Consider the following 24,955-nt stretch of genomic DNA (forward strand, 5'->3'; position numbering starts at 1 on the left):
TCTCTCTCTTTCCAAAACTCTGTTACCTCTTATTATACCACATTTCAGCTAGCAATCTTGCACCTAAAAAAACCGCAATCCACAGATTGCAGTCTTTCTTTATTTTCTGGCTTGATAGCGACTGGTCAGGATGAAAATCACTATAAAGACCAACATCATGACTCCATAAACAGGTAACGTTTGTCCTGTCAAGGTCTCAATTTCAAGCAGTTTTTGAATTCTTGGGAAGAAAGCTGTGGCTAAGAAACCTCCTACTGACCAAACAATCAAGAGGACACGCCATAGGGTAAATGGCTTGCAGGCTCTAAATACGGATAAGAAACCGATAGACCCAAGTAGATAATAGAGTAGAGTTGAGATTTCTAACTCAGACCAGCCTTGACTACTTCCAAATAGTTTCACAAAAAGAACGCTGAACACAACCATGAGGGCACTTGGTAGGGCACGAATCATGGACCTTCTGAGGAAGTTTGGCTCGACAGGCTTGATATTTCGCTCAAAAGTCAGAACGAATGGAGGGAAACCTTCCACGAATTGGTCAATCATGGTAATCTGAATCGGAATGAAGGGGAAAATCAAGATCCATTCTGACCGTCCTAGAAGAGCACTGGCAATACAGATGACTGCGAGCAAGAAGGAATAGATGGTCTTAATCAAGAAAATCGGTGCGATATGGGCGATATTATTGACCACACGACGACCCTCAAAGAGAATCTCAGGAACATCATTAAAGTCTGAGTTCAAGAGAACCAGATTTGCAATCTGACGAGTCGCAGGGTCTCCCTCAGCCATCACGATAGAACAATCTGCCTCACGAAGAGCCAGGATATCATTGACCCCGTCCCCTGTCATAGCCGTTGTATGACCTGCTTTTTTCAGCGTTTGGATGATGAGTTTCTTTTGATGAGGGGAAACACGTCCAAAAATAGCGGTTTCCTCAGCCATAGCAACCAATTCTTCATCCGTTATTTTCGAACAGTCTACATAGCTGCGATAGTCTACAAAGCCAGCCTTCTGGGCGATGCTGGATACCGTAACTGGATTGTCACCAGAGATAATCTTGAGCCCCACTTCCTGAGAACGGAGATAGTCCAGCGTCTCTGCTGCTCCCTCTCGAATGGGGTCCAAGATTTCCATCAAGGCTAGTGCCTGAATATCAGATGGTTTCTGTGGTTTGTGGTGGTCCAGTTTCTCCTGACTAAGAGCTAAGACCAAGACACGTGACCCTCTCTCCAAAGCCTCTCTGGCTTCTGGGACTTCAGAGTCCAGCAACATCTCAGGCGCACCTAAGAAAACTGTTCCCAGACCTTCCAATTCCATAGCACCCCACTTGCGGTCGCTTGAGAAAGGAAGATTCGAAAGCATAGGGTAGGCTACCTGACCTTGGAAACGCTGACGAATCGCTTGGGCTGTTGGATTTTTATCCTCACTATGGGCCATATAGCTAGTCAAAATGCTGGCAATAGTTTCTTCAACATAAGTTTCCGTCAGCGGAAGAACAGCCTCCACCTGCATCTTTCCTTGGGTGATGGTGCCCGTTTTGTCCAGACAGAGCATATCTACGCGCGCCAAGGTCTCAACAGAGTACATCTCCTGCACCAAGACCTTTTTCAAGCCCAGCTTAATCACCGCAGTCAAGAGCGAAGTAATGGTCAAAAGGGCAATCCCCTTAGGCAACATTCCCAAAAGAGCTGTCGACGAATTTACAACGGACGACTTAAGAGGCAGGCCTTTCAACATCAAGGCTTCTAGCAAGAGAGCTAGGCCAAAGGGAATGATAATCTTCCCAGTAAAACCAGCTAACCTGTCCAGCGATTTCATAATTCGGGAGTTGATCGGTTTCACTGTCTTGGCTTCCAGCATGAGTTTAGCAGCATAGTTGTCTGCCCCGACATGGTGGACTTGAGCCAAAACTGACCCACTGGCTAGGAAACTTCCAGACAAAAGCAAGGCGTCAACTTCCTTTTGCACCAAATCACTCTCACCGGTCAACATGGCTTCATTGACTTCCGCAAAGCCTTCCAAAACCAAGGCATCACTAGGAATCTGCTCCCCAGCAAACAAACGAATGACATCTCCTAGCACCAATTCTTCAGGATTCAGAGCTACTTCCTGGCCATCACGAATAGTTTTGACCTTTTCCTTGGTCATGAGATTGAGCTTGTCCACCATGTGTTTGGCCCGTAGCTCGGTCACAATTCCTGAAAAAGCGTTAAAGCAAATAACGGCAAAGAAGACCAGATTGCTCCAAGCCTGCACAAAGGCTAGTGCCAAAGCAATGGCAAAGTTCAAAGCGTTAAAAAGGGTAAAGACATTTCGTTTAACGATTTGCCAAGTGCTAGTACTGGCCGAAGCGGTAAAATCATTGACCAAGCCCTTAGCCTGTCTTTCCTTGACTTCTCTTTGGGTTAACCCCATAATCTTATTTTTATCCATAAATTCTATCATATCATTTTTTCTAAAAGAATTCTAATCTCATCCCAAATATGCACCTAGTCAAGGGAAAAAGTTTGCCAGCCCTCCTTTGATAAGGTATAATATTAACAAGAAAACAATCGAAGGAGATCGCATGTTTTATACTTATTTACGTGGATTGGTTGTCTTGCTCCTATGGTCCATCAATGGCAATGCCCACTATCATAATACTGATAAAATTCCTAATCAAGATGAAAATTATATTCTGGTTGCCCCTCACCGCACCTGGTGGGATCCTGTTTACATGGCTTTTGCGACCAAGCCAAAACAGTTCATCTTTATGGCCAAAAAAGAACTCTTTACTAACCGTATCTTTGGCTGGTGGATTCGTATGTGTGGTGCCTTTCCCATTGACCGTGAAAATCCAAGCGCTTCAGCCATCAAATATCCTATCAATGTCCTCAAAAAAAGTGACCGCTCTCTCATCATGTTTCCAAGTGGAAGCCGTCACTCAAATGATGTCAAGGGTGGCGTAGCTCTGATTGCCAAAATGGCCAAGGTCCGTATCATGCCAGTTACCTACACAGGTCCCATGACTTTGAAGGGCTTAGTTAGCCGTGAACGTGTCGATATGAACTTTGGAAATCCAATCGATATTTCAGATATCAAGAAAATGAATGATGAAGGCATTGAAACAGTTGCCAATCGTATCCAAGCAGAATTTCAACGTCTGGACCAAGAAACCAAACAATGGCACAATGATAAAAAACCAAACCCACTCTGGTGGCTTATCCGTATCCCTGCCCTCATCCTTGCCATTATCCTCGCTATCCTAACCATCATCTTTAGCTTTATCGCAAGCTTCGTATGGAATCCAGATAAGAAGAGAGAAAAACTTGGTTAAATAAATACAACAATCCCTTGGCAAAATCCAAGGGATAAATCTTTTATTCGATTTTCCATTTTTGGGCCAACCAGCTGGAAAAAGCTAGGAATCGTTCAGCTACTTGTTCATGGTGTCCATAAGGATCAAAGACAAACTGGCCGTTCGGATAGCATTTCTGAAGACTGGTATGGATCTGCTCAGCATAGGCTGGTGCTTGAGCCAAGCGATTGCTATGATGAGCTCCTTCTGTTTGACCATTCTGTAAATACAGCAAACAGTCCAAATTTTTCACATTTTCTTCCTTGCAGTAAGTCACAAAATCAGGATACCAAAAGGAACCACAGATCGAAAAGACACAGGAAACCTTGTCAAAGCTGAAAAGACTATAGACTGCCGCCAAACCACCTAGTGAGTAGCCTCCATAAGCAAGGCGTGCTTCATCCAGTCGATAAAGCGACTGCAACTTGTCTAAAAGGCCTCCAAATAAATGATCATGATAGACGTTGGCCTGACCTCCAAAATCTGGAGCTCCCTCTCTCAGAGCCGATGTCGTCCAGGGAGTGTAGTCGGCTAAGCGATTTTTAGAGGTCAGTCCCACTAAAATCACAGATTCAGAAAGTGACGATAAGAAGTCCAAGTTTCCATCATTCAAGAGAATCGCTGGATAGGTTTGATTGGGATCATAGGTCGAAGGCAGGCTGACCTTGACTTGGATTCCTTCCCAATCAAACTCATTATTTATTGATAAAGTCATTGATTTTTTCAAGGGAATCAATCACTGCTGGACCATAATCCATCAACTCATCGTAAGAGATAGTCATTATTTTTTGATTCTTAATAGCAGGAACACCTTCCAAAACAGCATTTGCCTTCATCAACTCTACTGCGTTGGCATCCAATTTTTTATTGCGATCGCTGGTTACATAGATAATCAATTCAGGATCCATTGACACGAGATTTTCCAAGGTCAAGCCTGATGTCCCCGTAGCAACGTTTGTATAACCAAGTTGGTTCAGCAAACTTTCTTGCAAAGCAGACTTGTAAGCACCGAAAGTTTCATCATTATAAGCAACCATAATCAAAGCCTTTTTCTTTTCACCTTGGCTTGCTGGATTTGCTTTCTTAACAGCGTCAATTTTAGTTTGTAATTGGGCTGCGTATTCATTAGCCTTGTCCTGAACATTAAAAATCATTCCAAGATTTTTGACATCTTCTACGATATTCCCCAAATCTTGCTGAATTGTTGAGAGAGAAGCTTTTTGTGTATAAACTGGGATTTTATTCTCATTCCAAGTGCTAACTGCCCCCAAGGATTTTTCAGAAAACATCATATTTCGACCCATCACAGCGTCTGGCTCATAAGAAAGGACTGTCTCTTGTGAAACTGTTTTTTTATCCCCAATTTGAGGAATCGTCGCAATCGCGTCCTTGTATTTGTCCGTCACAGCATTGTCTGGATTGAGCATGCCAACAATTTTATCCTTCAACCCCAACTCCAATAAGATTTCAGTGGTTGAAAGATTGTTGGTGATAACTTTTTCAGGTGCCTTGTCAAAAACTTGTTCTACTTCATTTCCTTTAGCATCATAGGTCTTGACCGTTAACGGATAAGTCGTCTCTGTGCTGGCCTTTTGACTTGTTTCTGCGCTTGATTGTGTCGTAGCTTTTTCAGTGGTAGTGTTGCCACAAGCTGCCAAAGTTAAGGTAGCTACTGTTACGAGTAAAATGCTTAGTGTTTTTTTCATCTTGTTTTCCTTTTCATTCTTATAAATAGTGAATCATAGCTTGCTGATCCTCGGTCCAAGTCACCTGACTTTGAACTCCATATACAGTTTGCAATGACTCAGGGGTGATGATCTCCTTTGGAGTCCCTTGGTAAAGGATTTCCCCTTCTTTCATCAGATAGAGATAATCCGAATAGCGACAAGCAAGTTGAATATCATGCAGGACAGCTAGAATATTGATATTGAGATTTTTCACAATGGCTAACAAGTCTAGCTGATACTTGATATCCAAGTGATTGGTTGGTTCGTCAAGGAGCAAGAGAGTCGGTTCTTGCGCCAAGGCACGTGCTAACAAGACTCGCTGTTTCTCTCCCCCTGACAGGGACGAATAGAGACGAGTTTTCTTCTCGAGCATATCCACCTTAACGAGAGCATCTTGAACGAGCGCATAATCCCTTTCCCTTTCCTTTTGTAGAAAAGAGAGGTGGGGAGTTCTTCCCAGCAAGACAATTTCCTCAACTGTACAATCAAACTGCAGCTGGTTAAACTGGGTCACAACTGCCATTTGCTTGGCTGTTTCTTTGAGCGTCCATTGTTCCAGAGGCTTTCCATCTAGGCTTATCAAGCCTTTGTCCACCTTTTCCTGACGATAAAGGAGTTTAAGTAGACTGGTTTTTCCACTTCCATTTGGTCCTAGTATCGTGTGAAATTGATTCCCTTCAACCTTAAGAGAGACTCCTTTGAGGATTTTTTTCTCTCCTAGTCCAAAGTGGACATCCTGACAAATCAAGTCCATATCAGACCCTCACCTCCCTTCGCCTACCCCCAACAATGTAGATAAAGAAGGGAGCACCTACCAAGGCTGTGAAAATACCAATAGGAAGCTCTGCGTTTGGAATGATGATACGAGAGAGTACGTCTGCCCAAATGACAAAGAGGGCGCCTAGCAAGGTTGCAACAGGAAAAAGCCTCTTGTGATTCGTTCCTACTAACCCTCGAGCTAAATGTGGAGTAATCAGACCAACAAATCCAATAATCCCACAGGTTGCCACTAAAACAGCTGTCAGCACAGCTACCACGGTCACGTAAAGATACCAATAGAAGCATAAGGGAATTCCCAAAGTTAAAGCAGCCTCATCTCCCATCATCATCGCATTGAAAACACGATACTGGGTAGAGAAAAATAGAAAGGCTATTCCTACTACTATAGTTGGCAGGACCAAATCAGACCAGGTAGTCCCGGCAAGCGAGCCCATAGTCCAAAACTTAATGGTCATCACACTGTCCGCATTAGCGCCAACTGAGATAATAAAGTTGGAAAAAGCCAGAAAGAGAGCGTTGACCACCGTTCCTGATAAGATCAGACTGGAAGTCGTCATCTTTCCCTGCATAGAGGCAATGATGAGGACAGCAATTGTTGCCAAAATAGCTCCAAGAAAAGCTCCAAGGCTAATCATCACTTTTAAACCAAGAATGATGCTCAAGGTTGCCCCTAGAGTTGCACCCGCAGATATTCCTAAGACATAAGGCTCTGCTATGGGATTGTTCACTGTAGACTGCATCACGCTACCACACATAGAAAGGCCTGCTCCTACTATCAGACCCAGCAATACTCGGGGGAACCTCATATTCCATACAATGGCAAGAGTAGACTTGGAAACCTCTCCTATCTCAAGAGGAAATCCCAACCTGCTCAAAATAATCCGATAGGTATCTCCTAGATCAATCGCAACAGATCCCATTGAAACTGCTAGAAAGAGAGAAATCCCTAAAATACCTAGCAAAATAACTAAAAGTAACAAAAATTGCTGGTCTTGTCGGCTTCCATAAAATTTGGAAAGCATGCAAACCTCCTTTGATAGAATCTTAAAAATTTAGAAAATTCTCATGAAAAGTATACCATATTTTCAACAATGGAACAAGATGAGAACAAATGAATATAGTTGGTTTTATAGTGCTAGGAACCGTAAGTAAAGATAATACTTGAGTATATCGAGGTAAGGTGACAACGTAAAAAGCCCTCTGAAAATCAGAGAGCTGATTTGAGCTCGGGCTAAAATCCTAGTGAAACAAAAAAATCTACACGGTCAGAAAAGTCTCTATCGTGCCATTTTCATACATGATATATAGTCCAAGTAGAATGAATACTAAGGGCACAATGATTCGCTCGTATTTTTCAATTGTCTCGAATATTAACGGAATAGAGGATAACACCCGACTAATCTCGCATAAGATAATTATGCCGATTACAAACACAAGCAAGGCCACGAGGGTCTGTGACCAATCTAACGAAGCGAAATAAGGTATATAGATACCTAAATTATCTCCGCCAGACGCAATTGTCAGCAATGTAACTGTCCAAAACAGTTGATTTGCCTTGCTTTGTTCTAATCTTTCAATAATTTCTTCCTCTTCTTCCTCACCTTCTCCAACAATTGCAAAGCGGATCCCTAAATAGATAGGGATTAAACCAAGCAATCCAACCATCCATTCTTCAGGCACGAAATTAACGACATAAGCAGCAACTAAACTCGCCCCTACAAGTAAGCCTGTGCCTAGATATTGCCCCGCATAAATATGCCATTTTTGTTTATTCTGTGATAGCTGTGCAAATAAAATAATTAAAATAATTAAATAATCGATACTGGTAGAAATATAAACACCAATAGCAGATATGATTGTCTGTACCATAAAAACCTCCTGTATTAGTCAGTAATAAATCAGCAGATTTTAGGAGAGCACAGACACATTAATTTAGCTATCGCTAGTGGATAATGTCGAACATAGGAAAGCATTTTACTCCTCCTCAAAACGTAGTTACAAAGTAATTTCTAACTGGAATTCGGTGACTACTTCCATGTAAAGTATAACATACTATACTTTACTTCGTAAAGTGTGGGCTCTCCGAGTAGCTGCGCACCTTTATGGTGTAATTAGCTGATACCATTTGAGGTTTTTGTAGTCTCCAAAATTGTGACCGATAAAACCTCAATAAAAAAGCCCTCTAAAATTAGAGAGCTGATTTGAGCCCGGGCTAAAATCCTAGTGAAAAAGATGAAACTCCTTGTGTTCATCGAACACTGTGTCATTTCCCTATTTTCATACGGATTTCTTACGCCCTTAGCATCATGATTCTTTCTGGATAAAACGTTTATAGACTAGACGGCGAGGAGAAGAATGTACGAAACTTTCAGTGAAACAAAAAAATCTCCCCGAAGGGAGAAAAGCTGGTTTATTTTACCTTACAGTGCTAGGAACCGTAACCGAAGATTATACTTGAGTATATCGAGGTAAGGTGACAACATAAAAAGCCCTCTGAAAATCAGAGAGCTCCAGTCTTGCTGGATAAACCGTTTATAGACGAGGCGAAGGTTGTACGAAACTTTCAGTGAAACAAAAAAAAATCTCCCCGAAGGGAGAAGATCTGGTTTATTTTCCCTTACAGTGCTAGGAACCGTAACCAAAGATAATACTTGAGCATACCAAGGTAAGGTGACAACGTAAAAAGCTCTCTGAAAATCAGAGAGCTCCAGTCTTGCTGGATAAACCGTTTATAGACTAGGCGACGAGGCGAAGGTTGTACTAATGGTACATCGAGCCGAAGTCAACGAAGTATAGAAACGGTTTAGACGCAAGATTAGCGACGAAGTCCTAGAGAGTTGATTAACTCACGGTAACGGTTAACGTCGTTTTTACGCAAGTATGCAAGCAAGTTACGACGGCGACCGATTTTTTTCATCAATCCACGGTAAGTAGCGTGGTCTTTTTTGTGTTGTTTGATGTGTTCGTTAAGGTGGTTGATCTCCCAAGTAAGGACAGCAACTTGAACCTCTACTGAACCTGTATCACCTTCGTGACGTGCATATTGTGCAATGATTTCATTTTTTTTCTCTTTTGAGATTGCCATGATGTTTCTCCTTTTTATTTGGCTTCATCCGAGTGACAGGTTGGCATGCCTGTAACCAAGAAGAAGTTATTTGTCTTTACGACAATCCCTATTCTACCAATAACTAACTTCTTTGTCAACAGATTTACTTTCTTTCTCTTTGCTTCACTAACACAATTAAGATTGTCAATTTCTACTAATATTACCATAGCTGATTACCAACGCCTTTCCAACAAGGAAATTCAAAAAAATCTACAAATATCTTGAAAATTTTCACAATCATGCTATAATAATCCATAGAGACAAGTCACTTAGTCCCTTTCTACTAGAGAGTGCGTGGTTGCTGGAAACGCATAGAGAGCCTAAACTGATACTACTCTTGAGTTTTTTATGAAAACATAAAACGGTGGCCACGTTAGAGCCAATCAGAGGTGTCCCTCTCTTTTGAGGTACATAAATGAAGGTGGAACCACGTTGCGACGTCCTTTTGAGGATGTCGCTTTTTGTTTTTCAGAAGGAGGAAGAATGGTGCTTTATATGATTGGTGGATCGCCTTGTAGTGGAAAGTCAACAATTGCCTCACTTCTTGCTAGACAATATCAGCTACGTCATATCAAACTCGATGATTTGCTAAACGAGATGATTAGTCAAGCAAGTGCAGACTCACAACCAATTTGCCTTCTTAGGAAGGATAGAAGTCCGGAACAAATCTGGATGAGAAATCCAGAAGAGATGGCGGATGAAGAATGGCACTTTTATGAGGAGATTTTTCCTTATGTAAAATCTTACTTAATAAAAAATCAAAACAGACCTCTCTTGGTGGAGGGAGCAGGACTGTTGCCTCACTTGGTTAAGGAGCTTGAATATCCAGCGTCTTCCTATCTATGCTTGACTCCGACAACTGATTTTCAGAAAAAGCATTATAGACAGAGAGAATGGGTTCCTTATGTCTTAGAGGGGACAACCAACCCTGATAAAGCTTTTGAAAACTGGATGCAACGAGACATTCTTTTTGCCCAAATGGTTCGTAAAGAAGCAATGGAATTAGGATATTCTAGTCTCTTGATAGATGGTAGTCAATCAGAAAATCAGACTATGAAAGAGGTTGCTCGGCTCTTAAAATTGTCCAACAAAAAATAATAAATATTTAAGGAGAACATCATGATTAACATTACTTTCCCAGATGGCGCTGTTCGTGAATTCGAATCTGGCGTTACAACTTTTGAAATTGCCCAATCTATCAGCAATTCCCTGGCTAAAAAAGCCTTGGCTGGTAAATTCAACGGCAAACTCATCGACACTACTCGTGCTATCACTGAAGATGGAAGCATCGAAATCGTGACACCAGATCACGAAGATGCCCTTCCAATCTTGCGTCACTCAGCTGCTCACTTGTTCGCCCAAGCAGCTCGTCGTCTGTTCCCAGACATTCACTTGGGAGTTGGTCCAGCCATCGAAGATGGTTTCTACTACGATACTGACAACACAGCTGGTCAAATCTCTAACGAAGATCTTCCTCGTATCGAAGAAGAAATGCAAAAAATTGTCAAAGAAAACTTCCCATCAATTCGTGAAGAAGTTACCAAAGACGAGGCACGTGAAATCTTCAAAAATGACCCTTACAAGTTGGAATTGATTGAAGAACACTCAGAAGACGAGGGTGGTTTAACTATCTACCGTCAGGGTGAATACGTGGACCTCTGCCGTGGTCCTCACGTCCCATCAACTGGTCGCATCCAAATTTTCCACCTTCTTAACGTAGCTGGTGCTTACTGGCGTGGAAATAGCGACAACGCTATGATGCAACGTATCTACGGTACAGCTTGGTTTGACAAGAAAGACTTGAAGAACTACCTTCAAATGCGTGAAGAAGCCAAGGAACGTGACCACCGTAAGCTTGGTAAAGAGCTTGACCTCTTCATGATTTCTCAAGAGGTTGGTCAAGGACTTCCATTCTGGTTGCCAAATGGTGCGACTATCCGTCGTGAATTGGAACGCTACATCGTAGACAAAGAGTTGGCTTCTGGCTACCAACACGTATACACTCCACCACTTGCTTCAGTTGAGCTTTACAAGACTTCTGGTCACTGGGATCATTACCAAGAAGACATGTTCCCAACTATGGACATGGGTGACGGGGAAGAATTTGTCCTTCGTCCAATGAACTGCCCACACCACATCCAAGTCTTCAAACACCATGTTCACTCATACCGTGAGTTGCCAATCCGTATCGCCGAAATCGGTATGATGCACCGTTATGAAAAATCTGGTGCCCTGACTGGTCTTCAACGTGTGCGTGAAATGTCTCTCAACGATGGTCACCTCTTTGTAACTCCTGAACAAATCCAAGAAGAATTCCAACGTGCCCTTCAGTTGATTATCGATGTTTATGAAGATTTCAACTTGACTGAATACCGCTTCCGCCTCTCTCTTCGTGACCCAGAGGACAAGGAAAAATACTTCGATAACGACCAAATGTGGGAAAATGCCCAAACCATGCTTCGTGCAGCCCTTGATGAAATGGGTGTGGACTACTTTGAAGCCGAAGGGGAAGCAGCCTTCTACGGACCAAAATTGGATATCCAGGTTAAGACTGCCCTTGGTAAAGAAGAAACCCTTTCTACTATCCAACTTGACTTCTTGCTTCCAGAACGCTTCGACCTCAAATACATCGGAGCTGATGGTGAGGAACACCGTCCAGTCATGATTCACCGTGGAGTTATCTCAACTATGGAACGCTTCACAGCTATCTTAATTGAAAACTACAAGGGTGCCTTCCCAACATGGCTTGCACCACACCAAGTAACCCTCATCCCAGTATCTAACGAAAAACACGTGGACTACGCTTGGGAAGTAGCTAAGAAACTCCGTGACCGTGGTGTCCGTGCAGACGTAGATGAACGCAATGAAAAAATGCAGTTTAAGATCCGTGCGTCACAAACCAGCAAGATTCCTTACCAATTGATTGTTGGAGACAAGGAAATGGAAGACGGAACAGTCAACGTTCGCCGCTATGGACAAAAAGAAACACAAACTGTCTCAGTTGATGACTTTGTTCAAGCTATCCTTGCTGATATCGCCAACAAATCACGAGTTGAGAAATAAAATAATCACAGTCTGAGAAACATTTTTCAGAGCCAGAAAAAGCAACAACTATTTCAGCTGTTGCTTTTTATATTTTATTTAACCTGAGCTAGTAGTGATTGGTCAAACCACCATACAAGATTTGCTTTCATGAGTTAGACAAGGTCAATATCCTCAATCCTTGTCTGCTTCATTTTCTTTTACGAGATCGTTTTGTGAATCTTTTTCAGAGAGTTTTTGATCAATATACTTGTCAATGTTTTCATAAAATTCCTTGGTCGCTTCACTATCTAATGTTGGCGAGTTCTGAACTTGATTCACTTTCAATTGAACAGATTGAATACCGTAAGAGGCTTGTTTTTGGTGGAGTGTTTCTAATTCTTCTTCTGAAATCGGATCTCCAACAACCGTCAAGACCAATTCATTGTTACTTGACTTGTAGACTTGATTAATAACCGTATAATTGGCGAACTCTTTTCCTACAAACTGTTTGATCCCTTCTTTGCGCGCTTGTTCTATTGTCAGAGTAACTGCCGAATAGCTAGCTGGAAGAATCAACAATACAATCAAAGAAATCAAGCCAATTCTCATTTTAATGCTCAGCTCTTTAAATGAAGTTAAAGGAGATTTTCTCATCAAAATTCTTGTTCCAACAATGTTGGCTAGCATGATAAAGACACAGTTGATCAAGAAAAGATAGAGAGCCCCCAATAAAAATCGTACATTCCCATTAGCTAAACCATAGCCAGCAGTACAGATAGGCGGCATCAAAGCTGTAGCAATGGCTACTCCTGGCACGATATTGTTTGCTTCTTTTTTCCTTGAACCGATCACACCAGCAATCCCACCAGCAATAGCAATGAGAACATCCCAAATGGTTGGAGAGGTTCGTGCGATCAACTCGCTACTTTCATAAGATAAGGGAGAAATCCAGAAATACAGAGCCGAGACAAGCAAGCTGACCAATACTTGAGTAAATAAAACCTCTAGAGATTGCTTGATTAAACGCGTATCAAAAATAGCTAAACCAAACCCCAGTCCAACAATCGGTGTCATAAGAGGAGAAATCAGCATGGCTCCAATAATGACAGCTGTTGAATTCACATTTAGGCCGATAGAGGCAATAAAAATCGCACACATCAAAATCACTGTATCTCTTAATCGAACATGAAGATCATCATATAATTTCTCACGGTATTCCCGTGTTGAATAATTGGCAGTCATTTGTCCTCTCCTCTTTCCTTATTTAAATCGGTATAATAATTAATAATAACAGCTGATAAACAGCCAAAAAATATGAGCCCATAAATCGTCAAGAAGACACTGGTAATCCTTCCAATCAAGGTCACAGCTAGGAGATCCCCGTAGCCGACAGTCGTCGAAGTCACAAAAGCATACCAAAGACCGTCTCCGTAATTTGTGATAGCAGGTTCAACTAGGAAAAGCACGCCTCCTGACCCAAAAACAAAGGTCACAAAACTCAGAGCAAACCGAGTAAAACCCGTAACCTGTATAATATGCCATAACATTTTTAAACGTCTCATTTGTTCTCCTTATTCATACTAGCTCCTGACCGAGCCGTTTTTTCCAATAATCAAAGTGAAGATAGGACATGATCTCCATCAGAGAAAGATAGACAAACTGATAGATCTGATTTAAGCTGATTATCAACTGATATTGTTTGAAAAATGACTGGAAGAAAGACCAGATATGACTGTCTTGAATCAGTCCCTTCTTAACATCAGACAGGATATTAGCTAAAGCTCCCAAGGACTGAAACGGTAAATCCTTGACATTTATATAGATCCGGTCCACCACATCATTCAGACTGGTATCTTGGATGGCATGAAATTCTCCAAAGAGAACTCCTGCCGCTCCAAGAGTAGAAACAAATTCCACCAAATAATTTCTGAGGAAATTTTCTCAACCTTTTCCCATAATGTGTTTAGTGCCATCCATAACGATCCCAACCAGAAAAAGGAAAGAAAACAAGCAAAGAAATTTTGCCGTAAATCCCAAAAAGCTTCAAGACTTGGTGTTGTTGGTTTTTCTAACTCTTTTCCTTGAACCGATCACACCAGCAATCCCACCAGCAATAGCAATGAGAACATCCCAAATGGTTGGAGAGGTTCGTGCGATCAACTCGCTACTTGCATAAGACAAGGGAGAAATCCAGAAATACAGAGTCGAGACAAGCAAACTGACCAACACTTGAGTCAATAAAACCTCTAGAGATTGCTTGATTAAACGCGTATCAAAAATAGCTAAACCGAATCCCAGTCCAACAATCGGTGTCATGAGAGGTGAAATTAACATGGCTCCAATAATAACAGCTGTTGAATTCATATTTAGACCGATAGAGGCAATAAAAATTGCACACATCAAAATCGCTGTATCTCTCAATCGAACATGAAGGTCATCGTATAATTTCTCACGGTATTCCCGTGTTGAATAATTTCCGTTCATTGGTTACTCCTTTTATTTTATATAATCTTGTTTCTGCATGGATGATGGTAGAGAGACTTCTGTCCAATCTTACATATTTTTCTTCTCACCTGTTATTCTTTTGAAAATTATCTTTTAAGTATCCGTCAGTCCATCCTTTATATTATATCAAAAATTTTACAGTTTTTCTCTGACGAAATCTATCAATTGAATAGATAGATGAAGCAAGAAATTTTTGTTTCCTTATCCGAAGAAGGAAAAACGGTATCTCCTGAACCTTGATACTATGCGTTTTATTCTTTATAATTTAGCTATTTCAAAATTACAAGTTCTCCATTCTTAATTTCCCAAACTTGGTCAAACTTACTTAATAATTCGTTTTGGCGATGTAAAGTAACAATGACGGCACTTGGTAGTTCCAGAACTCTTTCCAATTCCATTTTAAACTGATTAGTATCCAAGGCAGAGAAAGGTTCGTCTAGGATAAGCAATGGATTCTTACGATTTTTCTCACGATTTAAATACATTCGTTGTTGCTGACCACCTGACAGGGATTGTGGTGGAATTTTTTCAAAATCTTCTTCTCTGAATTTTTCATTGAAACTATTGAATAGCGTTACATTATTTTCATAACTCGAAATAAATGTATGTTCTTGTTGCAGAATCATACCGAATCTTCCCCAAAGATGGTCCAAAACAAGCCCATCTAGCACAATTTGTCCTTCAAAATCTTCATCTGTTCCATTTAAAATGTTGAGAAGACTACTTTTTCCAGACCCATTCTTACCAATAAGCGCAATTTTATCCCCTTTTTGAATCGTAGCGGAAGTAATTATCAATTTTGATTCTCCCAGTTGTTTGGAAATGTTTTTCAAAGTAATCGTATCAAAAGAATGTTGAGGTGCTTGAACTGAAACGGGTCTCCCAACAATGTTTTGAAAACTCTTGATTACAGGCTTTACGGACTCTAACATTTGTAAATCATAAAGGATTTCCTGTATTGGTTCAGAAAAAGCATTAATATATCCGAAACTCGCCACCACCTCAGGAATACCGAGTTGCTGGTGAGATAGAGAGTAGGCTAAATAAATAAACAGAACAAGACTAATGAATTCAAAAGAAACACCTGTCAATAAGATGCCTGTAATTTTTGTCAAACCATACTTAAAATACTTATCCTGCAAATTCTTTAGAGAACTCTTTTGTTGATTCAAAAAATGCGACATAGTTAGTTTATTTACCAAATGATGTCCCATGAGCAAATCCTCCAAAGTTCGATAGTAATCTCCTTGTTTTTTCAAGTAAACCTGTCTACGATTAGCGGTCAACTTCCCAACGATTTTAGGAATTTGAATACTAATTCCAGTAGAAAAGATTAAAATCAGTGATACAATAGGATTAATTGTTCTGCTAATAATGAAAGCGTAAATGATGATACGTAAAATTTGTTTGATAAAACTCATCAATGGAGGAAGGTAATCCTTTTCCAACGAATCTAGGTCATTAGATTGATAGGAAATATACTCTGCTACTGTTTTCTGCTTGAAATCGTGGTGACTGAGTCCCAGAAGTGAACGAAACCACTCATTTTTCAAAGTAGTCGAAAAGATAATCCCCTGCTTCCAATCAAGTATCATTTGGATATAGTTACAACTCAAATAGCCTGCCACTGACATAGAGTAACCATATAGAGCTACTTGATAATCCCCTTTGATTAATTCCTGCGTGAAATACGGTAACAAAGCTGTGCAGATATTCGATACTACACCAAAAAGAAAATTAAAGAAGAGATACCATCTAATAGTTTTAAGATATGGTAGCATATACGATACTCCTTGCTAATCCGTTTTTTTACATATCGCAGAACAATCTCTACTATTCCCTATTTCAGATAGTGCGATACTCGGACATTGAGTGCAATAATTGTAAATCACACAAGTACTGCCGTTTTTACTATCATTCAAAATATAATTTGCTATTTTGTAAAATATAGGTCTATCCCATGTTTCTTTGATAGATGTAAAATGAATATTTCCAATACTTCTATTGAAAGCTTCTTCAGTTTTTCTAACGATTTAGGCTATTTCGTGACACACCCACAATCCGTGAAAATTCTGGTTATATCAGATTATGTGATTTTCGTAAGAATTTTATATTGTCTGCAATCATGGCAGTCTCCTTTTACTTGATAAAACTATTATAACATTTAGAAATTAAAAACTAGTTCAAAATCAATAGAATGTGTGTATTCGATACAATCAATAAATTCTTGGAAACAGTTCTACACCAGTTACACAAATCTATATACACCTATCTCATTCAAAATAAAAAGAAAGCTGCAGTTCTTTTAATCCTGTATCAACGATTCATTCTGAAATTGAATAGGAGACATTTCCCAAGTCTACAATTCACTTCATCTCAAATTAATTTTTGTAATTCACCCTTAGTTTATAGATTTTATACTCAACAAAAGTATAAAGCATACAAAACTTCACTTTGAACCAGTATTTATACTATATTCCGTATTAAAAATTCTATTATTGGTTTTGTAAAAAACAGTCTTCAAATATCCTGAAATATAGCAAAAAGAGATTGGGTAAAAACTCATTGTCTCTTATCACTCAAGGACTAAGTTCACTTGAGCAAATCTAATCCGCACTGTCGTTCCTTTTCCAACCTCAGACTCAATACGAATCTGGTGACCCAGTTCTTCAGAAATTTTCTTAGATAGGTAGAGGCCAAGTCCAGATGACTGCTGGGTTAGGCGTCCATTATATCCTGAGAAACCACGTTCAAAGACTCGGAGGACATCACTATTTTTTATCCCGATTCCTGTATCCTTGATACAGAGCTCTTGACCGTCCATATAAATCTCCAGACCACCTTCCTTGGTGTACTTGAGACTATTTGAGATAATTTGCTCAATAACCACTAGTAGCCACTTCTTATCCGTCACGATTTCTCTATCAAGGTCATGTAGATTGACATTTAAGCCTTTTTGAATAAAGAAAAGAGCATATTTACGAATTATTTCCTTAACCAAGTCCTCAATTTGAATCTGCTTTAAGACTAAATCATCATGAAAACTTTCTAAACGCAGGTACTGTAAAACTAGATTGGTATAGGAATCGATTTTGAAAATTTCTTGTTCTAACTGCTGCTTCAGTTGGCGGTCGGCTACTTCTGCAACTAAGAGTTGACTAGCTGCAATGGGGGTCTTAATCTGATGGACCCACAAGGTATAGTAATCCAGCAAATCCGTCAGTTTTCTTTCTGAATCTGACCTCTGCTGATAAAGTTCCATCTCACGCACTTCTAATTTTTCTGCTAAAGCTCTTTCCAATGGAGATCTGGCTTCCCTCTCCCCATAGAGAATTTCCTGGCGATAGACCTGCATTTCCACCAATATGTCCCAAGTGAAAAATAAGATGGTTACAAAGCAACACAAGAGGAAAAAGTAGAGAAAGTAAATTCCCAAACTGGCAAATAAAAACTGAAAGAGCAAAACCAGAAACGTCAAAGAGAGCAGATAAACAAACAGACGACTACGGGAGCGCAGATAGGCTAGAAAAAATTGTTTCCAATCAAGCATGCTTCAATCCGTACCCTATCCCTTTCTTGGTCTCGATAAATCCTACCAAGCCCTGTTCTTCCAACTTTTTACGCAAACGAGCCACATTGACAGAGAGAGTATTATCATCAATGAAAAAGTCACTGTTCCAAAGTTCTCGCATCAAGTCGTCACGCGCTACGATATTGCCCGCATGCTCAAACAAAACGCGTAAAATCTGGAATTCGTTCTTGGTCAAATTCAAGACTTGGCCTTGATAATGTAAATCCATGGATTTGGTATTGAGGATCACACCGGCGTATTCCAGTAAACTCTCGTCACGCCCAAACTCATAGGAACGGCGTAGCAAGCCCTGAACCTTGGCTAAAAGAACCTGCTGGTCAAAAGGCTTGGTCACAAAGTCATCCGCCCCCATATTGATTGCCATGACAATATCCATAGCCTGATCCCTCGAAGAAAGGAACATGATCGGCACCTTGGAAATCTTGCGAATTTCCTGACACCAGTGATAACCATTAAACAAGGGCAGTCCAATATCCATGAGGACCAGATGAGGCTCCGACTGGACAAAAAGACTCAAAACTTCCATAAAGTCTTCTACCAGGACCACTTCAAATCCCCATTCAGATAGCATTTTTCCGACTTGTTGACGAATAACCTGATCATCTTCTACTAATAAAATCTTGTGCATGCGCTTCTCCTTTGCTAATTCTAGGAGTCTTAAATCCTTTATTATAAATAAAGGGGCTGGTATCTAATACTTTTTTGACATTTCCTTGTCACAACAGCTCAAAAACAAATAGTGAATAACCCCATTGATATCATACCTTATTTTCATACATAGTGCCAGTCCTACCCTTTTATTTTTAATTTTTTTCAACCTTCATTTCAGTTCTCTTATCCATCCCCTTAACAAAAATTTATATCTATTCTTCTAAACCTTGAGTGTAGTTAAAACGAGATTCCATACTCTTATAACATTGAGAAGCTCCTTATCAAATAGTAGACATAAAAAGTTCTAGCTTTCGGATTGACAATCTGCAAAAGATTTGTTAAGATATGAATGAATTAAACAAAATATTCATTCAAAGGGAGATTAAATCAAATTGGACAAAAAACAGACTTTAAAATCAGCAGCTTACGAAGTTTTTTCAAGAAAAGGATACAAGGCGACAGGAATTTCAGAAATTGCTAGACAAGCTCATGTAGCAGTCGGATCTTTTTATAACTATTACGAAAGTAAAGAAGCTATTTTTCTAGATATCTATATTGATGAAAACAACCGTGTTCGCCAAGCTATGATTGAAGAACTGGATTGGGAAATTGATATGACTGATCTCATTAGTCAACTCTTTGCTCAATCCAGAGCACTCGTTTCTTCCAATAAAATTCTTGCTGAATGGTATAATCCTGCTATTGCAGATGAGTTACACAATTACTATTCTTCAGAAGAAGGGAAAGTCGCGAATCCATTTCATCAATTTCTCGTGAAAACCTTTACTAATCGTTTGCGGTCTGAAGGCTATTCACCAGAAAAAATTCAAGATATTTTACAGGTTTACAACCTATTTTACTACATGGATATGCATATCACAGAAAATGATTTTCCAGATATTAGCAAAACTGTAGAAATACTAGCAACCAACTTCATTAAAGGAATACTGAAATAAAGAAATCTTTTCTTTATTTTTTGGAAATTATTGAATGAAAAAAAATATTATTCATTCATAGAAAATTACTACACTATAGGAGTTAAAAATGAAACGAGGGAAAAAAATGTTCATAATTATTCTAACTACACTTGGAGTGCTCGGCTTTATATCTTGGGGAATCATTACCTATCTTGGACGAAGTCAAACTTTATCGATAAAATCCATTGAAAATCCCAGCGGAGATTTGTATTTAGTTCACATCACAAAACCAAAAAATCAAATATGGAAAGCTAGCTCCTATGCTCAGTTTAAGCTTCCTGACAGCTCGTTTGGTCCAGACAAAAGTCCAGTAAAGGAGGATCAGGCTAGCCGATGGCTAACCCTTGCTTCCACTCCTGATGAGGATGAAATTCTTATTGTAACCCATAATAGTGGTAGCGTGTTTAAGGAAACCTTAACACATTTACCAGCTGGTAGTAAAATTGAGATGAGTTGGCTGGAGTCATCTTTATCTGTTAAAGACAATGACCAAGCACTGGTTTGTTTTGCCTCTGATGTCGGTATTTCTACTCTACGTCCAGTTGTGAAAGAGTGGGCTGGTAAGCGATCCATCATTCTTAATCATTTAGACAAAGGAGTAAACATTTTTGATAATGAGTTAAGAGAGCTTAGTAAGAATAATCCGAATCTAACTTATAAAACTAGCGAAACCTTTTCTCAAAGCCAAGCATTTTTAAAACGTGCTATTGATGAATACGGCAATCAAGCCAGCTATCTCATCACAGGTCAGCCTGATGATGTAAATGAGATGAAGAATTTTTTAAAGGAAAATGGCATTGATAACAAAAATATCCAAGTAAGCTCGTTTAGAGGTTTGAAATAAAAGCAATCTGTCTTCTGTATATCTGAATCAAACCCTAACTACTAGGTCATTTTGTAGAGCGGCTAAACAAGCCTACTAGCTAATTCTATGTAAATATGGTAGGATAAACATAGAGAAAGGAGCTCTTATGACCAATATTTTTGACTATCTGAAAGATGTCGCACACGATTCCTTTTACGACTTACCTTTGAATGAATTAGATGTTTTAGCCTTAACAGAAACCACCTATCTCTCCTTTGATAATCTGGTCTCCACAACTCCTCAGCGACTTTTAGATCTGGCTCCTCAGGTTCCAAGGGAGCCCAACATGTTGACAAATAAAAATAGGCTCCAGTTATTAGACAAACTAGCCCAACACAAACGCTTCAAGAATTGCAAACTCTCCCATTTCATCAACGACATCGACCCTGAACTGCAAAAGCAATTTGCGGCTATAACCTACCGTCTCACTCTCGATACCTATCTGATTGTCTTTCGTGGGACTGATGACAGTATCATTGGCTGGAAGGAAGATTTCCACCTGACCTATATGAAGGAAATTCCTGCTCAAAAGCACGCCCTCCACTATTTAAAGAACTTTTTTACCCACCATCCTAAGCAAAAGGTCATTCTGGCCGGGCATTCCAAGGGAGGAAATCTAGCCATCTATGCCGCTAGCCAAATTGAGCAAAGCTTGCAAAATCAAATCACAGCAGTTTATACCTTTGATGCGCCTGGTCTCCACAAAGAATTGACCCAAACCGAGGGCTATCAAAGGATAATGGATAGAACCAAGGTCTTCATTCCACAAGGTTCCATTATTGGTATGATGCTGGAAATTCCTGCCCACCAAATCATTGTTCAAAGTACTGCCTTGGGTGGTATCGCCCAGCACGATACCTTTAGTTGGCAGATTGAGGACAAGCACTTCGTCCAACTGGAAAAGACCAACAGCGATAGCCAACAAGTCGACACAACCTTCAAGGAGTGGGTGGCCACAGTCCCTGATGTGGAACTCCAGCTCTACTTCGATCTCTTCTTTGGCACTATTCTCGATGCTGGGATTAGCTCCATCAATGACCTGTCTTCCTTAAAAGCTATCGAGCATATTCATCATCTCTTTGTCCAAGCGCAATCCCTCACTCCAAAAGAAAGAGAAACCATGGGACGCCTTACCCAGTTATTGATTGATACCCGTTACCAAGCATGGAAAAATAGATAAAAAGCTTATGAAAAGGTAATACTCTTCGAAAATCTCTTCAAACCACGTCAGCGTCGTCTTACCGTATATATGTTACTGACTTCGTCAGTTTCATCTACAACCTCAAAGCAGTGCTTTGAGCAACCTGCGGCTAGCTTCCTAGTTTGCTTTTTGATTTTCATTGAGTATAAAAACCTTCTCATAAGCTTTTCTTGTTTTAAAGAAGAAATCACTCCTTCATCTGACTCTCTGCATCAGCCACGACTTGCTCTAGACTGGTCTGACCAAGTTCAGCCTCCATAGCCAGCTGAATTCTCTCCAATTTTTGATCCAAAACATCATGAATATGCGCTCCAACTGGGCAATTTGGATTTGGATTGTCATGGAAACTGAAGAGTTGACCTGTCTTACCAAGACATTCGACCGCCTGATAAACATCTAAAAGACTAATGTCCTTGAGATCCTTAACAATCTCTGTTCCCCCTGTTCCACGCGCTACTGAAATCAGCTCTGCCTTCTTCAACTGGGACAAGGTCTTTCTGATAATGACAGGATTGACCCCGACACTAGCAGCCAGAAAATCACTGGTCACCTTGCTTTCCTTCCCCTCGAGGGCAATAATTATCAGCATATGAGTCGCAATGGTAAATCTACTTGGAATTTGCATCCTCTTCTCCTTTTTACGAGGCTCCCCTGCCTCTACTCTTCTTTTTCTTTTATTATACCCTTTTTAGTTGTAATGTCAATCGTTACCACTTTTCAACCAGACATCTAACTCCCTATCATAACCCTCTTTCTGGGCCAATTCTCTCAGAAATTCCTGATGATGAGTATGGTGGATCCCATTGACCAGACTTTCATAGTAAACCTCAAAATAGGGAAGTTTGAGGGCTTTAGCCAACTGCAATTCAGCTACCACATCATAGTCTACCCGTCGGAAGTCCATATCTACCAAGCCCTTGTCATCAAATTCTAAAATCATATACTGAGCTCGCAAGTCCTTCCGCAACTGAGCATCTAGAAAGAAAGGCTGCCCAATCGAACCTGGATTGACAATCAATTGGCCACCAGTCCCGTAACGAAGCAACTGCTGGTGAATATGACCATAAACAGCAATATCACAAGGCGGATTGGTCACCAAGCGGTCAAAATCCTCTTGAGCTCCAGTATGAATCAACTCACGCCCCCAGTTCTTATCAGGAAGATGGTGGCTAATTCCTACCGTCAAATCCCCAAACTGTCGATGGAGCTGGAGAGGTTGATTATGGAGCGTTTCGATTTCTTCTAGGGAAATTTCCTCTAAAACATACTGGCACTGGCGCAAGAGATAGCGTTGACTGGGGCGGGTACTATCCAATTCCTTACGGACACCGTGCCACAGACTGTCTTCCCAGTTTCCCAAAACTCTAGCTGTAATCGGTAGTTGAGCCAACAAGTCCAAAATCCTTCTGCGCCCTGTTCCTGGCATGAGAATATCTCCCAAAAGCCAGTATTCATCCACTCCTCGCTGCCGAGTATCTGCCAAAACAGCCTCCAAGGCTGTAATATTTCCATGAATATCTGAAAGAAGAGCTATTTTTGTCATATTCATCTCCTCGTTTTTTCTCTTGCAATAAGTATAACATAAAAAGTCACAGCTAGAGAAATCTAGCTTTTTTTGATATACTAGATAAAGATATTAGACAAGAGGAAACGAATGACCCCGAATAAAGAAGATTATCTAAAGTGTATTTATGAAATTGGCACAGACCTGCATAAGATTACCAACAAGGAAATTGCGGCTCGCATGCAAGTCTCTCCCCCTGCCGTAACTGAAATGATTAAACGGATGAAGAGCGAAAACCTCATCCTCAAAGACAAGGAATGTGGCTATCTACTGACTGACCTCGGGCTCAAACTAGTCTCTGAGCTCTACCGTAAGCACCGCCTGATTGAAGTTTTTCTAGTTCATCATTTAGACTATACGAGTGACCAGATTCACGAGGAAGCTGAGGTCTTGGAACATACTGTCTCTGACCTGTTCGTGGAAAGACTGGATAAATTGCTAGGTTTCCCTAAAACCTGCCCCCACGGAGGAACCATTCCTGCCAAGGGAGAACTCCTAGTTGAAATCAATAACCTCCCCCTTTCGGATATTAAAGAAGCTGGCGCCTACCGTCTGACTCGGGTGCACGATAGTTTTGACATTCTCAATTATCTGGACAAGCATGCACTTCACATCGGTGATCCGCTCCAAGTCCAGCAGTTTGATGGCTTCAGCAATAGCTTCACTATCCTCAGTAAAGACAAGGATTTACAAGTAAATATGGACACTGCCAAACAACTCTACGTCGAAAAAATCGACTAATTTCTCAAGTCCCCTACCAACCCTGAAAGTTTGATTTTCAGGGTTTTATTTTTATCATTTGATTTTGCTTTCATTTAGTTGTAGAATATTTGTTAAAAAAAAGAAAGATAGTTTAAACTATGAAAAAATCACTAAAAATTTTTGCGACATCTAAATGGTTTGACCTCTTTGGAGTTGCTTTGGTCGTTGGGATTGCGATTGCATCTGGTTACCTCAACTCCCGTCTCGACAAATTCGTAGACTGGGGCCCATGGACAGCTCTTGTTCCCTTTGGATTGATTTCCGTAACCAATGTTGGGATTTCCATGTTGTCCACTCGTTTCACGGGAAAATTAAGCAAATGGGGAAATTATTTTGGTATTGTTAATACCATTTTGTCTGGTAGCATTGATTATATCCTTGGAAATAAGGCGGCTATTATCACCTATCCCGTCACCTTCCTCATTTATACCTTTGCGATTAAGAAATGGGAAGCTTCGCAAGAAGGCAGACCCAACCAAATGAGCCAAAAACAGCTAAAATTGGCGGCCATCATCATTTCCATCATCGCCTTCCTCTTTGCCTTTGCGACCAACTATATCGGCTATGGTGGCAAGATGAATCTCCTTGCCTACGTAACAACTATTGCCTTTGCACTGTCCCTCATTGCCAATGCTTTGAACGCATTGAAACTAACAACTCAGTGGGGCTTTTGGTTGATTTACAATTTCGTTCAGCTGACAAAGGCTGGTATTCAAGGGAATTTCGCCAATATCGGTAAATACATCTTTTATATCCTCAATGCAATCGGAGCTTTGTTTGTCTGGAATGATGAAGAGGTGGAACAATAAGAAGGAAATCAAATAAAGAAATCTAATAGAATCTCCTTACTAAAATTTTTTA

The 24,955-nt window shown here is 40.3% G+C and carries 23 protein-coding genes and 4 pseudogenes; 10 read left to right on the forward strand and 17 right to left on the reverse strand.

Annotated elements, in window-relative coordinates:
• Positions 1–99: 99 nt before the first annotated feature.
• Positions 100–2,436: a cation-translocating P-type ATPase gene (locus HMPREF0851_RS10415; RefSeq protein WP_009014303.1), complete on the reverse strand. Its 2,337-nt coding sequence runs from the start codon at positions 2,434–2,436 to the stop codon at positions 100–102.
• A gap of 133 nt (positions 2,437–2,569) precedes the next feature.
• On the opposite strand from HMPREF0851_RS10415, the gene HMPREF0851_RS10420 reads away from it, so the two are divergent.
• A complete protein-coding gene (locus HMPREF0851_RS10420) occupies positions 2,570–3,319 on the forward strand; it encodes a lysophospholipid acyltransferase family protein (protein WP_000500202.1) in 750 nt (249 codons plus the stop codon).
• A gap of 43 nt (positions 3,320–3,362) precedes the next feature.
• On the opposite strand, the gene HMPREF0851_RS10425 is transcribed toward HMPREF0851_RS10420, so the two are convergent.
• The 6 genes from HMPREF0851_RS10425 to rpsO all read right to left on the reverse strand — a co-directional run bounded on the left by HMPREF0851_RS10425 (position 3,363) and on the right by rpsO (position 8,932).
• A complete protein-coding gene (locus HMPREF0851_RS10425; RefSeq protein WP_000175775.1) occupies positions 3,363–4,055 on the reverse strand; it encodes an alpha/beta hydrolase-fold protein in 693 nt (230 codons plus the stop codon).
• Positions 4,036–5,046, reverse strand: a complete 1,011-nt coding sequence (locus HMPREF0851_RS10430; protein WP_000753244.1) for an ABC transporter substrate-binding protein — start codon at positions 5,044–5,046, stop codon at positions 4,036–4,038. The genes HMPREF0851_RS10425 and HMPREF0851_RS10430 overlap by 20 nt, the downstream gene beginning before the upstream one ends.
• Before the next feature lie 19 nt (positions 5,047–5,065).
• Positions 5,066–5,821 (reverse strand): ABC transporter ATP-binding protein, encoded by a 756-nt coding sequence (locus tag HMPREF0851_RS10435; protein WP_000364128.1) that lies wholly within the window; start codon positions 5,819–5,821, stop codon positions 5,066–5,068.
• 1 nt (position 5,822) lies between these two features.
• Complete coding sequence (locus HMPREF0851_RS10440; protein WP_000949333.1) at positions 5,823–6,869, reverse strand: FecCD family ABC transporter permease; 1,047 nt, start codon at positions 6,867–6,869, stop codon at positions 5,823–5,825.
• A 235-nt stretch (positions 6,870–7,104) separates the two neighbouring features.
• The gene (locus tag HMPREF0851_RS10445; RefSeq protein ID WP_000250865.1) at positions 7,105–7,716 is read right to left on the reverse strand and encodes a CadD family cadmium resistance transporter; all 612 of its coding nucleotides are present in this window, start codon (positions 7,714–7,716) and stop codon (positions 7,105–7,107) included.
• A gap of 946 nt (positions 7,717–8,662) precedes the next feature.
• Positions 8,663–8,932 carry a 30S ribosomal protein S15 gene (rpsO, locus tag HMPREF0851_RS10450; protein ID WP_001018251.1) on the reverse strand — a complete coding sequence of 90 codons (270 nt, stop codon included), beginning with the start codon at positions 8,930–8,932 and terminating at the stop codon, positions 8,663–8,665.
• Positions 8,933–9,251: 319 nt separating this feature from the next.
• Here rpsO and HMPREF0851_RS16705 point away from each other — a divergent pair.
• The 3 genes and pseudogenes from HMPREF0851_RS16705 to thrS all read left to right on the forward strand — a co-directional run bounded on the left by HMPREF0851_RS16705 (position 9,252) and on the right by thrS (position 12,016).
• Positions 9,252–9,452: pseudogene (locus HMPREF0851_RS16705) on the forward strand (hypothetical protein).
• Positions 9,437–10,051: an ATPase AAA gene (locus HMPREF0851_RS10455; protein ID WP_009014305.1), complete on the forward strand. Its 615-nt coding sequence runs from the start codon at positions 9,437–9,439 to the stop codon at positions 10,049–10,051. The pseudogene HMPREF0851_RS16705 and the gene HMPREF0851_RS10455 overlap by 16 nt, the downstream one beginning before the upstream one ends.
• Before the next feature lie 21 nt (positions 10,052–10,072).
• Positions 10,073–12,016: a threonine--tRNA ligase gene (thrS, locus tag HMPREF0851_RS10460; protein WP_000608359.1), complete on the forward strand. Its 1,944-nt coding sequence runs from the start codon at positions 10,073–10,075 to the stop codon at positions 12,014–12,016.
• A gap of 153 nt (positions 12,017–12,169) precedes the next feature.
• On the opposite strand, the gene HMPREF0851_RS10465 is transcribed toward thrS, so the two are convergent.
• The 8 genes and pseudogenes from HMPREF0851_RS10465 to HMPREF0851_RS10495 form a co-directional block, all read right to left on the reverse strand.
• Positions 12,170–13,219 carry a DUF389 domain-containing protein gene (locus tag HMPREF0851_RS10465; protein WP_000126417.1) on the reverse strand — a complete coding sequence of 350 codons (1,050 nt, stop codon included), beginning with the start codon at positions 13,217–13,219 and terminating at the stop codon, positions 12,170–12,172.
• Positions 13,216–13,539 (reverse strand): potassium channel family protein, encoded by a 324-nt coding sequence (locus tag HMPREF0851_RS10470; protein WP_001253404.1) that lies wholly within the window; start codon positions 13,537–13,539, stop codon positions 13,216–13,218. The genes HMPREF0851_RS10465 and HMPREF0851_RS10470 overlap by 4 nt, the downstream gene beginning before the upstream one ends.
• A gap of 13 nt (positions 13,540–13,552) precedes the next feature.
• Positions 13,553–13,894 carry a hypothetical protein gene (locus HMPREF0851_RS10475; protein ID WP_000397556.1) on the reverse strand — a complete coding sequence of 114 codons (342 nt, stop codon included), beginning with the start codon at positions 13,892–13,894 and terminating at the stop codon, positions 13,553–13,555.
• Positions 13,819–14,052, reverse strand: a pseudogene (locus HMPREF0851_RS16205) (TMEM175 family protein); the annotation flags it as partial. The gene HMPREF0851_RS10475 and the pseudogene HMPREF0851_RS16205, both read right to left, overlap by 76 nt.
• A pseudogene (locus HMPREF0851_RS10480) lies at positions 14,051–14,461 on the reverse strand (DUF389 domain-containing protein); the annotation flags it as partial. The pseudogenes HMPREF0851_RS10480 and HMPREF0851_RS16205, both read right to left, overlap by 2 nt.
• A gap of 290 nt (positions 14,462–14,751) precedes the next feature.
• Positions 14,752–16,263 carry an ATP-binding cassette domain-containing protein gene (locus HMPREF0851_RS10485; protein ID WP_000938207.1) on the reverse strand — a complete coding sequence of 504 codons (1,512 nt, stop codon included), beginning with the start codon at positions 16,261–16,263 and terminating at the stop codon, positions 14,752–14,754.
• Between the two features lie 794 nt (positions 16,264–17,057).
• Complete coding sequence (locus HMPREF0851_RS10490) at positions 17,058–18,032, reverse strand: sensor histidine kinase (RefSeq protein ID WP_000887974.1); 975 nt, start codon at positions 18,030–18,032, stop codon at positions 17,058–17,060.
• Positions 18,025–18,702 carry a response regulator transcription factor gene (locus HMPREF0851_RS10495; RefSeq protein ID WP_000548991.1) on the reverse strand — a complete coding sequence of 226 codons (678 nt, stop codon included), beginning with the start codon at positions 18,700–18,702 and terminating at the stop codon, positions 18,025–18,027. Before HMPREF0851_RS10495 ends, HMPREF0851_RS10490 begins: the two co-directional genes overlap by 8 nt.
• Before the next feature lie 409 nt (positions 18,703–19,111).
• Here HMPREF0851_RS10495 and HMPREF0851_RS10500 point away from each other — a divergent pair, with 409 nt between their 5' ends.
• The 3 genes from HMPREF0851_RS10500 (at position 19,112) to HMPREF0851_RS10505 (ending at position 21,747) form a co-directional block, all read left to right on the forward strand.
• The gene (locus HMPREF0851_RS10500; protein WP_156790867.1) at positions 19,112–19,681 is read left to right on the forward strand and encodes a TetR/AcrR family transcriptional regulator; all 570 of its coding nucleotides are present in this window, start codon (positions 19,112–19,114) and stop codon (positions 19,679–19,681) included.
• Positions 19,682–19,769: 88 nt separating this feature from the next.
• Positions 19,770–20,546: a hypothetical protein gene (locus tag HMPREF0851_RS0104085; RefSeq protein WP_000820272.1), complete on the forward strand. Its 777-nt coding sequence runs from the start codon at positions 19,770–19,772 to the stop codon at positions 20,544–20,546.
• A gap of 127 nt (positions 20,547–20,673) precedes the next feature.
• A complete protein-coding gene (locus tag HMPREF0851_RS10505) occupies positions 20,674–21,747 on the forward strand; it encodes a DUF2974 domain-containing protein (RefSeq protein ID WP_000181729.1) in 1,074 nt (357 codons plus the stop codon).
• Between the two features lie 208 nt (positions 21,748–21,955).
• On the opposite strand, the gene HMPREF0851_RS10515 is transcribed toward HMPREF0851_RS10505, so the two are convergent.
• Together HMPREF0851_RS10515 and HMPREF0851_RS10520 are read right to left on the reverse strand one after the other, a co-directional pair.
• Positions 21,956–22,393 (reverse strand): Rrf2 family transcriptional regulator, encoded by a 438-nt coding sequence (locus HMPREF0851_RS10515; RefSeq protein ID WP_001166788.1) that lies wholly within the window; start codon positions 22,391–22,393, stop codon positions 21,956–21,958.
• 75 nt (positions 22,394–22,468) lie between these two features.
• Positions 22,469–23,311 (reverse strand): metallophosphoesterase family protein, encoded by an 843-nt coding sequence (locus HMPREF0851_RS10520; protein ID WP_000160927.1) that lies wholly within the window; start codon positions 23,309–23,311, stop codon positions 22,469–22,471.
• Positions 23,312–23,422: 111 nt separating this feature from the next.
• Here HMPREF0851_RS10520 and HMPREF0851_RS10525 point away from each other — a divergent pair, with 111 nt between their 5' ends.
• The 3 genes and pseudogenes from HMPREF0851_RS10525 to HMPREF0851_RS10535 all read left to right on the forward strand — a co-directional run bounded on the left by HMPREF0851_RS10525 (position 23,423) and on the right by HMPREF0851_RS10535 (position 24,903).
• Positions 23,423–24,073, forward strand: a complete 651-nt coding sequence (locus HMPREF0851_RS10525; RefSeq protein WP_000188528.1) for a metal-dependent transcriptional regulator — start codon at positions 23,423–23,425, stop codon at positions 24,071–24,073.
• A pseudogene (locus HMPREF0851_RS10530) lies at positions 24,039–24,227 on the forward strand (hypothetical protein). Before HMPREF0851_RS10525 ends, HMPREF0851_RS10530 begins: the two are co-directional and overlap by 35 nt.
• Complete coding sequence (locus HMPREF0851_RS10535) at positions 24,193–24,903, forward strand: nicotinamide mononucleotide transporter (RefSeq protein WP_000749114.1); 711 nt, start codon at positions 24,193–24,195, stop codon at positions 24,901–24,903. Before HMPREF0851_RS10530 ends, HMPREF0851_RS10535 begins: the two are co-directional and overlap by 35 nt.
• Positions 24,904–24,955: the final 52 nt, after the last annotated feature.

This window comes from Streptococcus sp. M334 (genome assembly GCF_000187745.1).
Lineage (GTDB): Bacteria > Bacillota > Bacilli > Lactobacillales > Streptococcaceae > Streptococcus.

Excerpts from the sequence above, each read along its gene's own strand:
- HMPREF0851_RS10495 (WP_000548991.1), bottom strand. The coding sequence starts at position 18,702 with ATGCACAAGATTTTATTAGTAGAAGATGATCAGGTTATTCGTCAACAA.
- HMPREF0851_RS10525 (WP_000188528.1), top strand. The coding sequence starts at position 23,423 with ATGACCCCGAATAAAGAAGATTATCTAAAGTGTATTTATGAAATTGGC.
- HMPREF0851_RS10505 (WP_000181729.1), top strand. The coding sequence starts at position 20,674 with ATGACCAATATTTTTGACTATCTGAAAGATGTCGCACACGATTCCTTT.
- HMPREF0851_RS10515 (WP_001166788.1), bottom strand. The coding sequence starts at position 22,393 with ATGCAAATTCCAAGTAGATTTACCATTGCGACTCATATGCTGATAATT.
- HMPREF0851_RS10420 (WP_000500202.1), top strand. The coding sequence starts at position 2,570 with ATGTTTTATACTTATTTACGTGGATTGGTTGTCTTGCTCCTATGGTCC.
- HMPREF0851_RS10415 (WP_009014303.1), bottom strand. The coding sequence starts at position 2,436 with ATGGATAAAAATAAGATTATGGGGTTAACCCAAAGAGAAGTCAAGGAA.
- HMPREF0851_RS10435 (WP_000364128.1), bottom strand. The coding sequence starts at position 5,821 with ATGGACTTGATTTGTCAGGATGTCCACTTTGGACTAGGAGAGAAAAAA.
- HMPREF0851_RS10470 (WP_001253404.1), bottom strand. The coding sequence starts at position 13,539 with ATGAGACGTTTAAAAATGTTATGGCATATTATACAGGTTACGGGTTTT.
- rpsO (WP_001018251.1), bottom strand. The coding sequence starts at position 8,932 with ATGGCAATCTCAAAAGAGAAAAAAAATGAAATCATTGCACAATATGCA.
- HMPREF0851_RS10445 (WP_000250865.1), bottom strand. The coding sequence starts at position 7,716 with ATGGTACAGACAATCATATCTGCTATTGGTGTTTATATTTCTACCAGT.
- HMPREF0851_RS10425 (WP_000175775.1), bottom strand. The coding sequence starts at position 4,055 with ATGACTTTATCAATAAATAATGAGTTTGATTGGGAAGGAATCCAAGTC.
- HMPREF0851_RS10440 (WP_000949333.1), bottom strand. The coding sequence starts at position 6,869 with ATGCTTTCCAAATTTTATGGAAGCCGACAAGACCAGCAATTTTTGTTA.
- HMPREF0851_RS10455 (WP_009014305.1), top strand. The coding sequence starts at position 9,437 with ATGGTGCTTTATATGATTGGTGGATCGCCTTGTAGTGGAAAGTCAACA.
- HMPREF0851_RS10430 (WP_000753244.1), bottom strand. The coding sequence starts at position 5,046 with ATGAAAAAAACACTAAGCATTTTACTCGTAACAGTAGCTACCTTAACT.
- HMPREF0851_RS0104085 (WP_000820272.1), top strand. The coding sequence starts at position 19,770 with ATGAAACGAGGGAAAAAAATGTTCATAATTATTCTAACTACACTTGGA.
- HMPREF0851_RS10465 (WP_000126417.1), bottom strand. The coding sequence starts at position 13,219 with ATGACTGCCAATTATTCAACACGGGAATACCGTGAGAAATTATATGAT.
- HMPREF0851_RS10535 (WP_000749114.1), top strand. The coding sequence starts at position 24,193 with ATGAAAAAATCACTAAAAATTTTTGCGACATCTAAATGGTTTGACCTC.
- HMPREF0851_RS10490 (WP_000887974.1), bottom strand. The coding sequence starts at position 18,032 with ATGCTTGATTGGAAACAATTTTTTCTAGCCTATCTGCGCTCCCGTAGT.
- HMPREF0851_RS10485 (WP_000938207.1), bottom strand. The coding sequence starts at position 16,263 with ATGCTACCATATCTTAAAACTATTAGATGGTATCTCTTCTTTAATTTT.
- thrS (WP_000608359.1), top strand. The coding sequence starts at position 10,073 with ATGATTAACATTACTTTCCCAGATGGCGCTGTTCGTGAATTCGAATCT.
- HMPREF0851_RS10520 (WP_000160927.1), bottom strand. The coding sequence starts at position 23,311 with ATGACAAAAATAGCTCTTCTTTCAGATATTCATGGAAATATTACAGCC.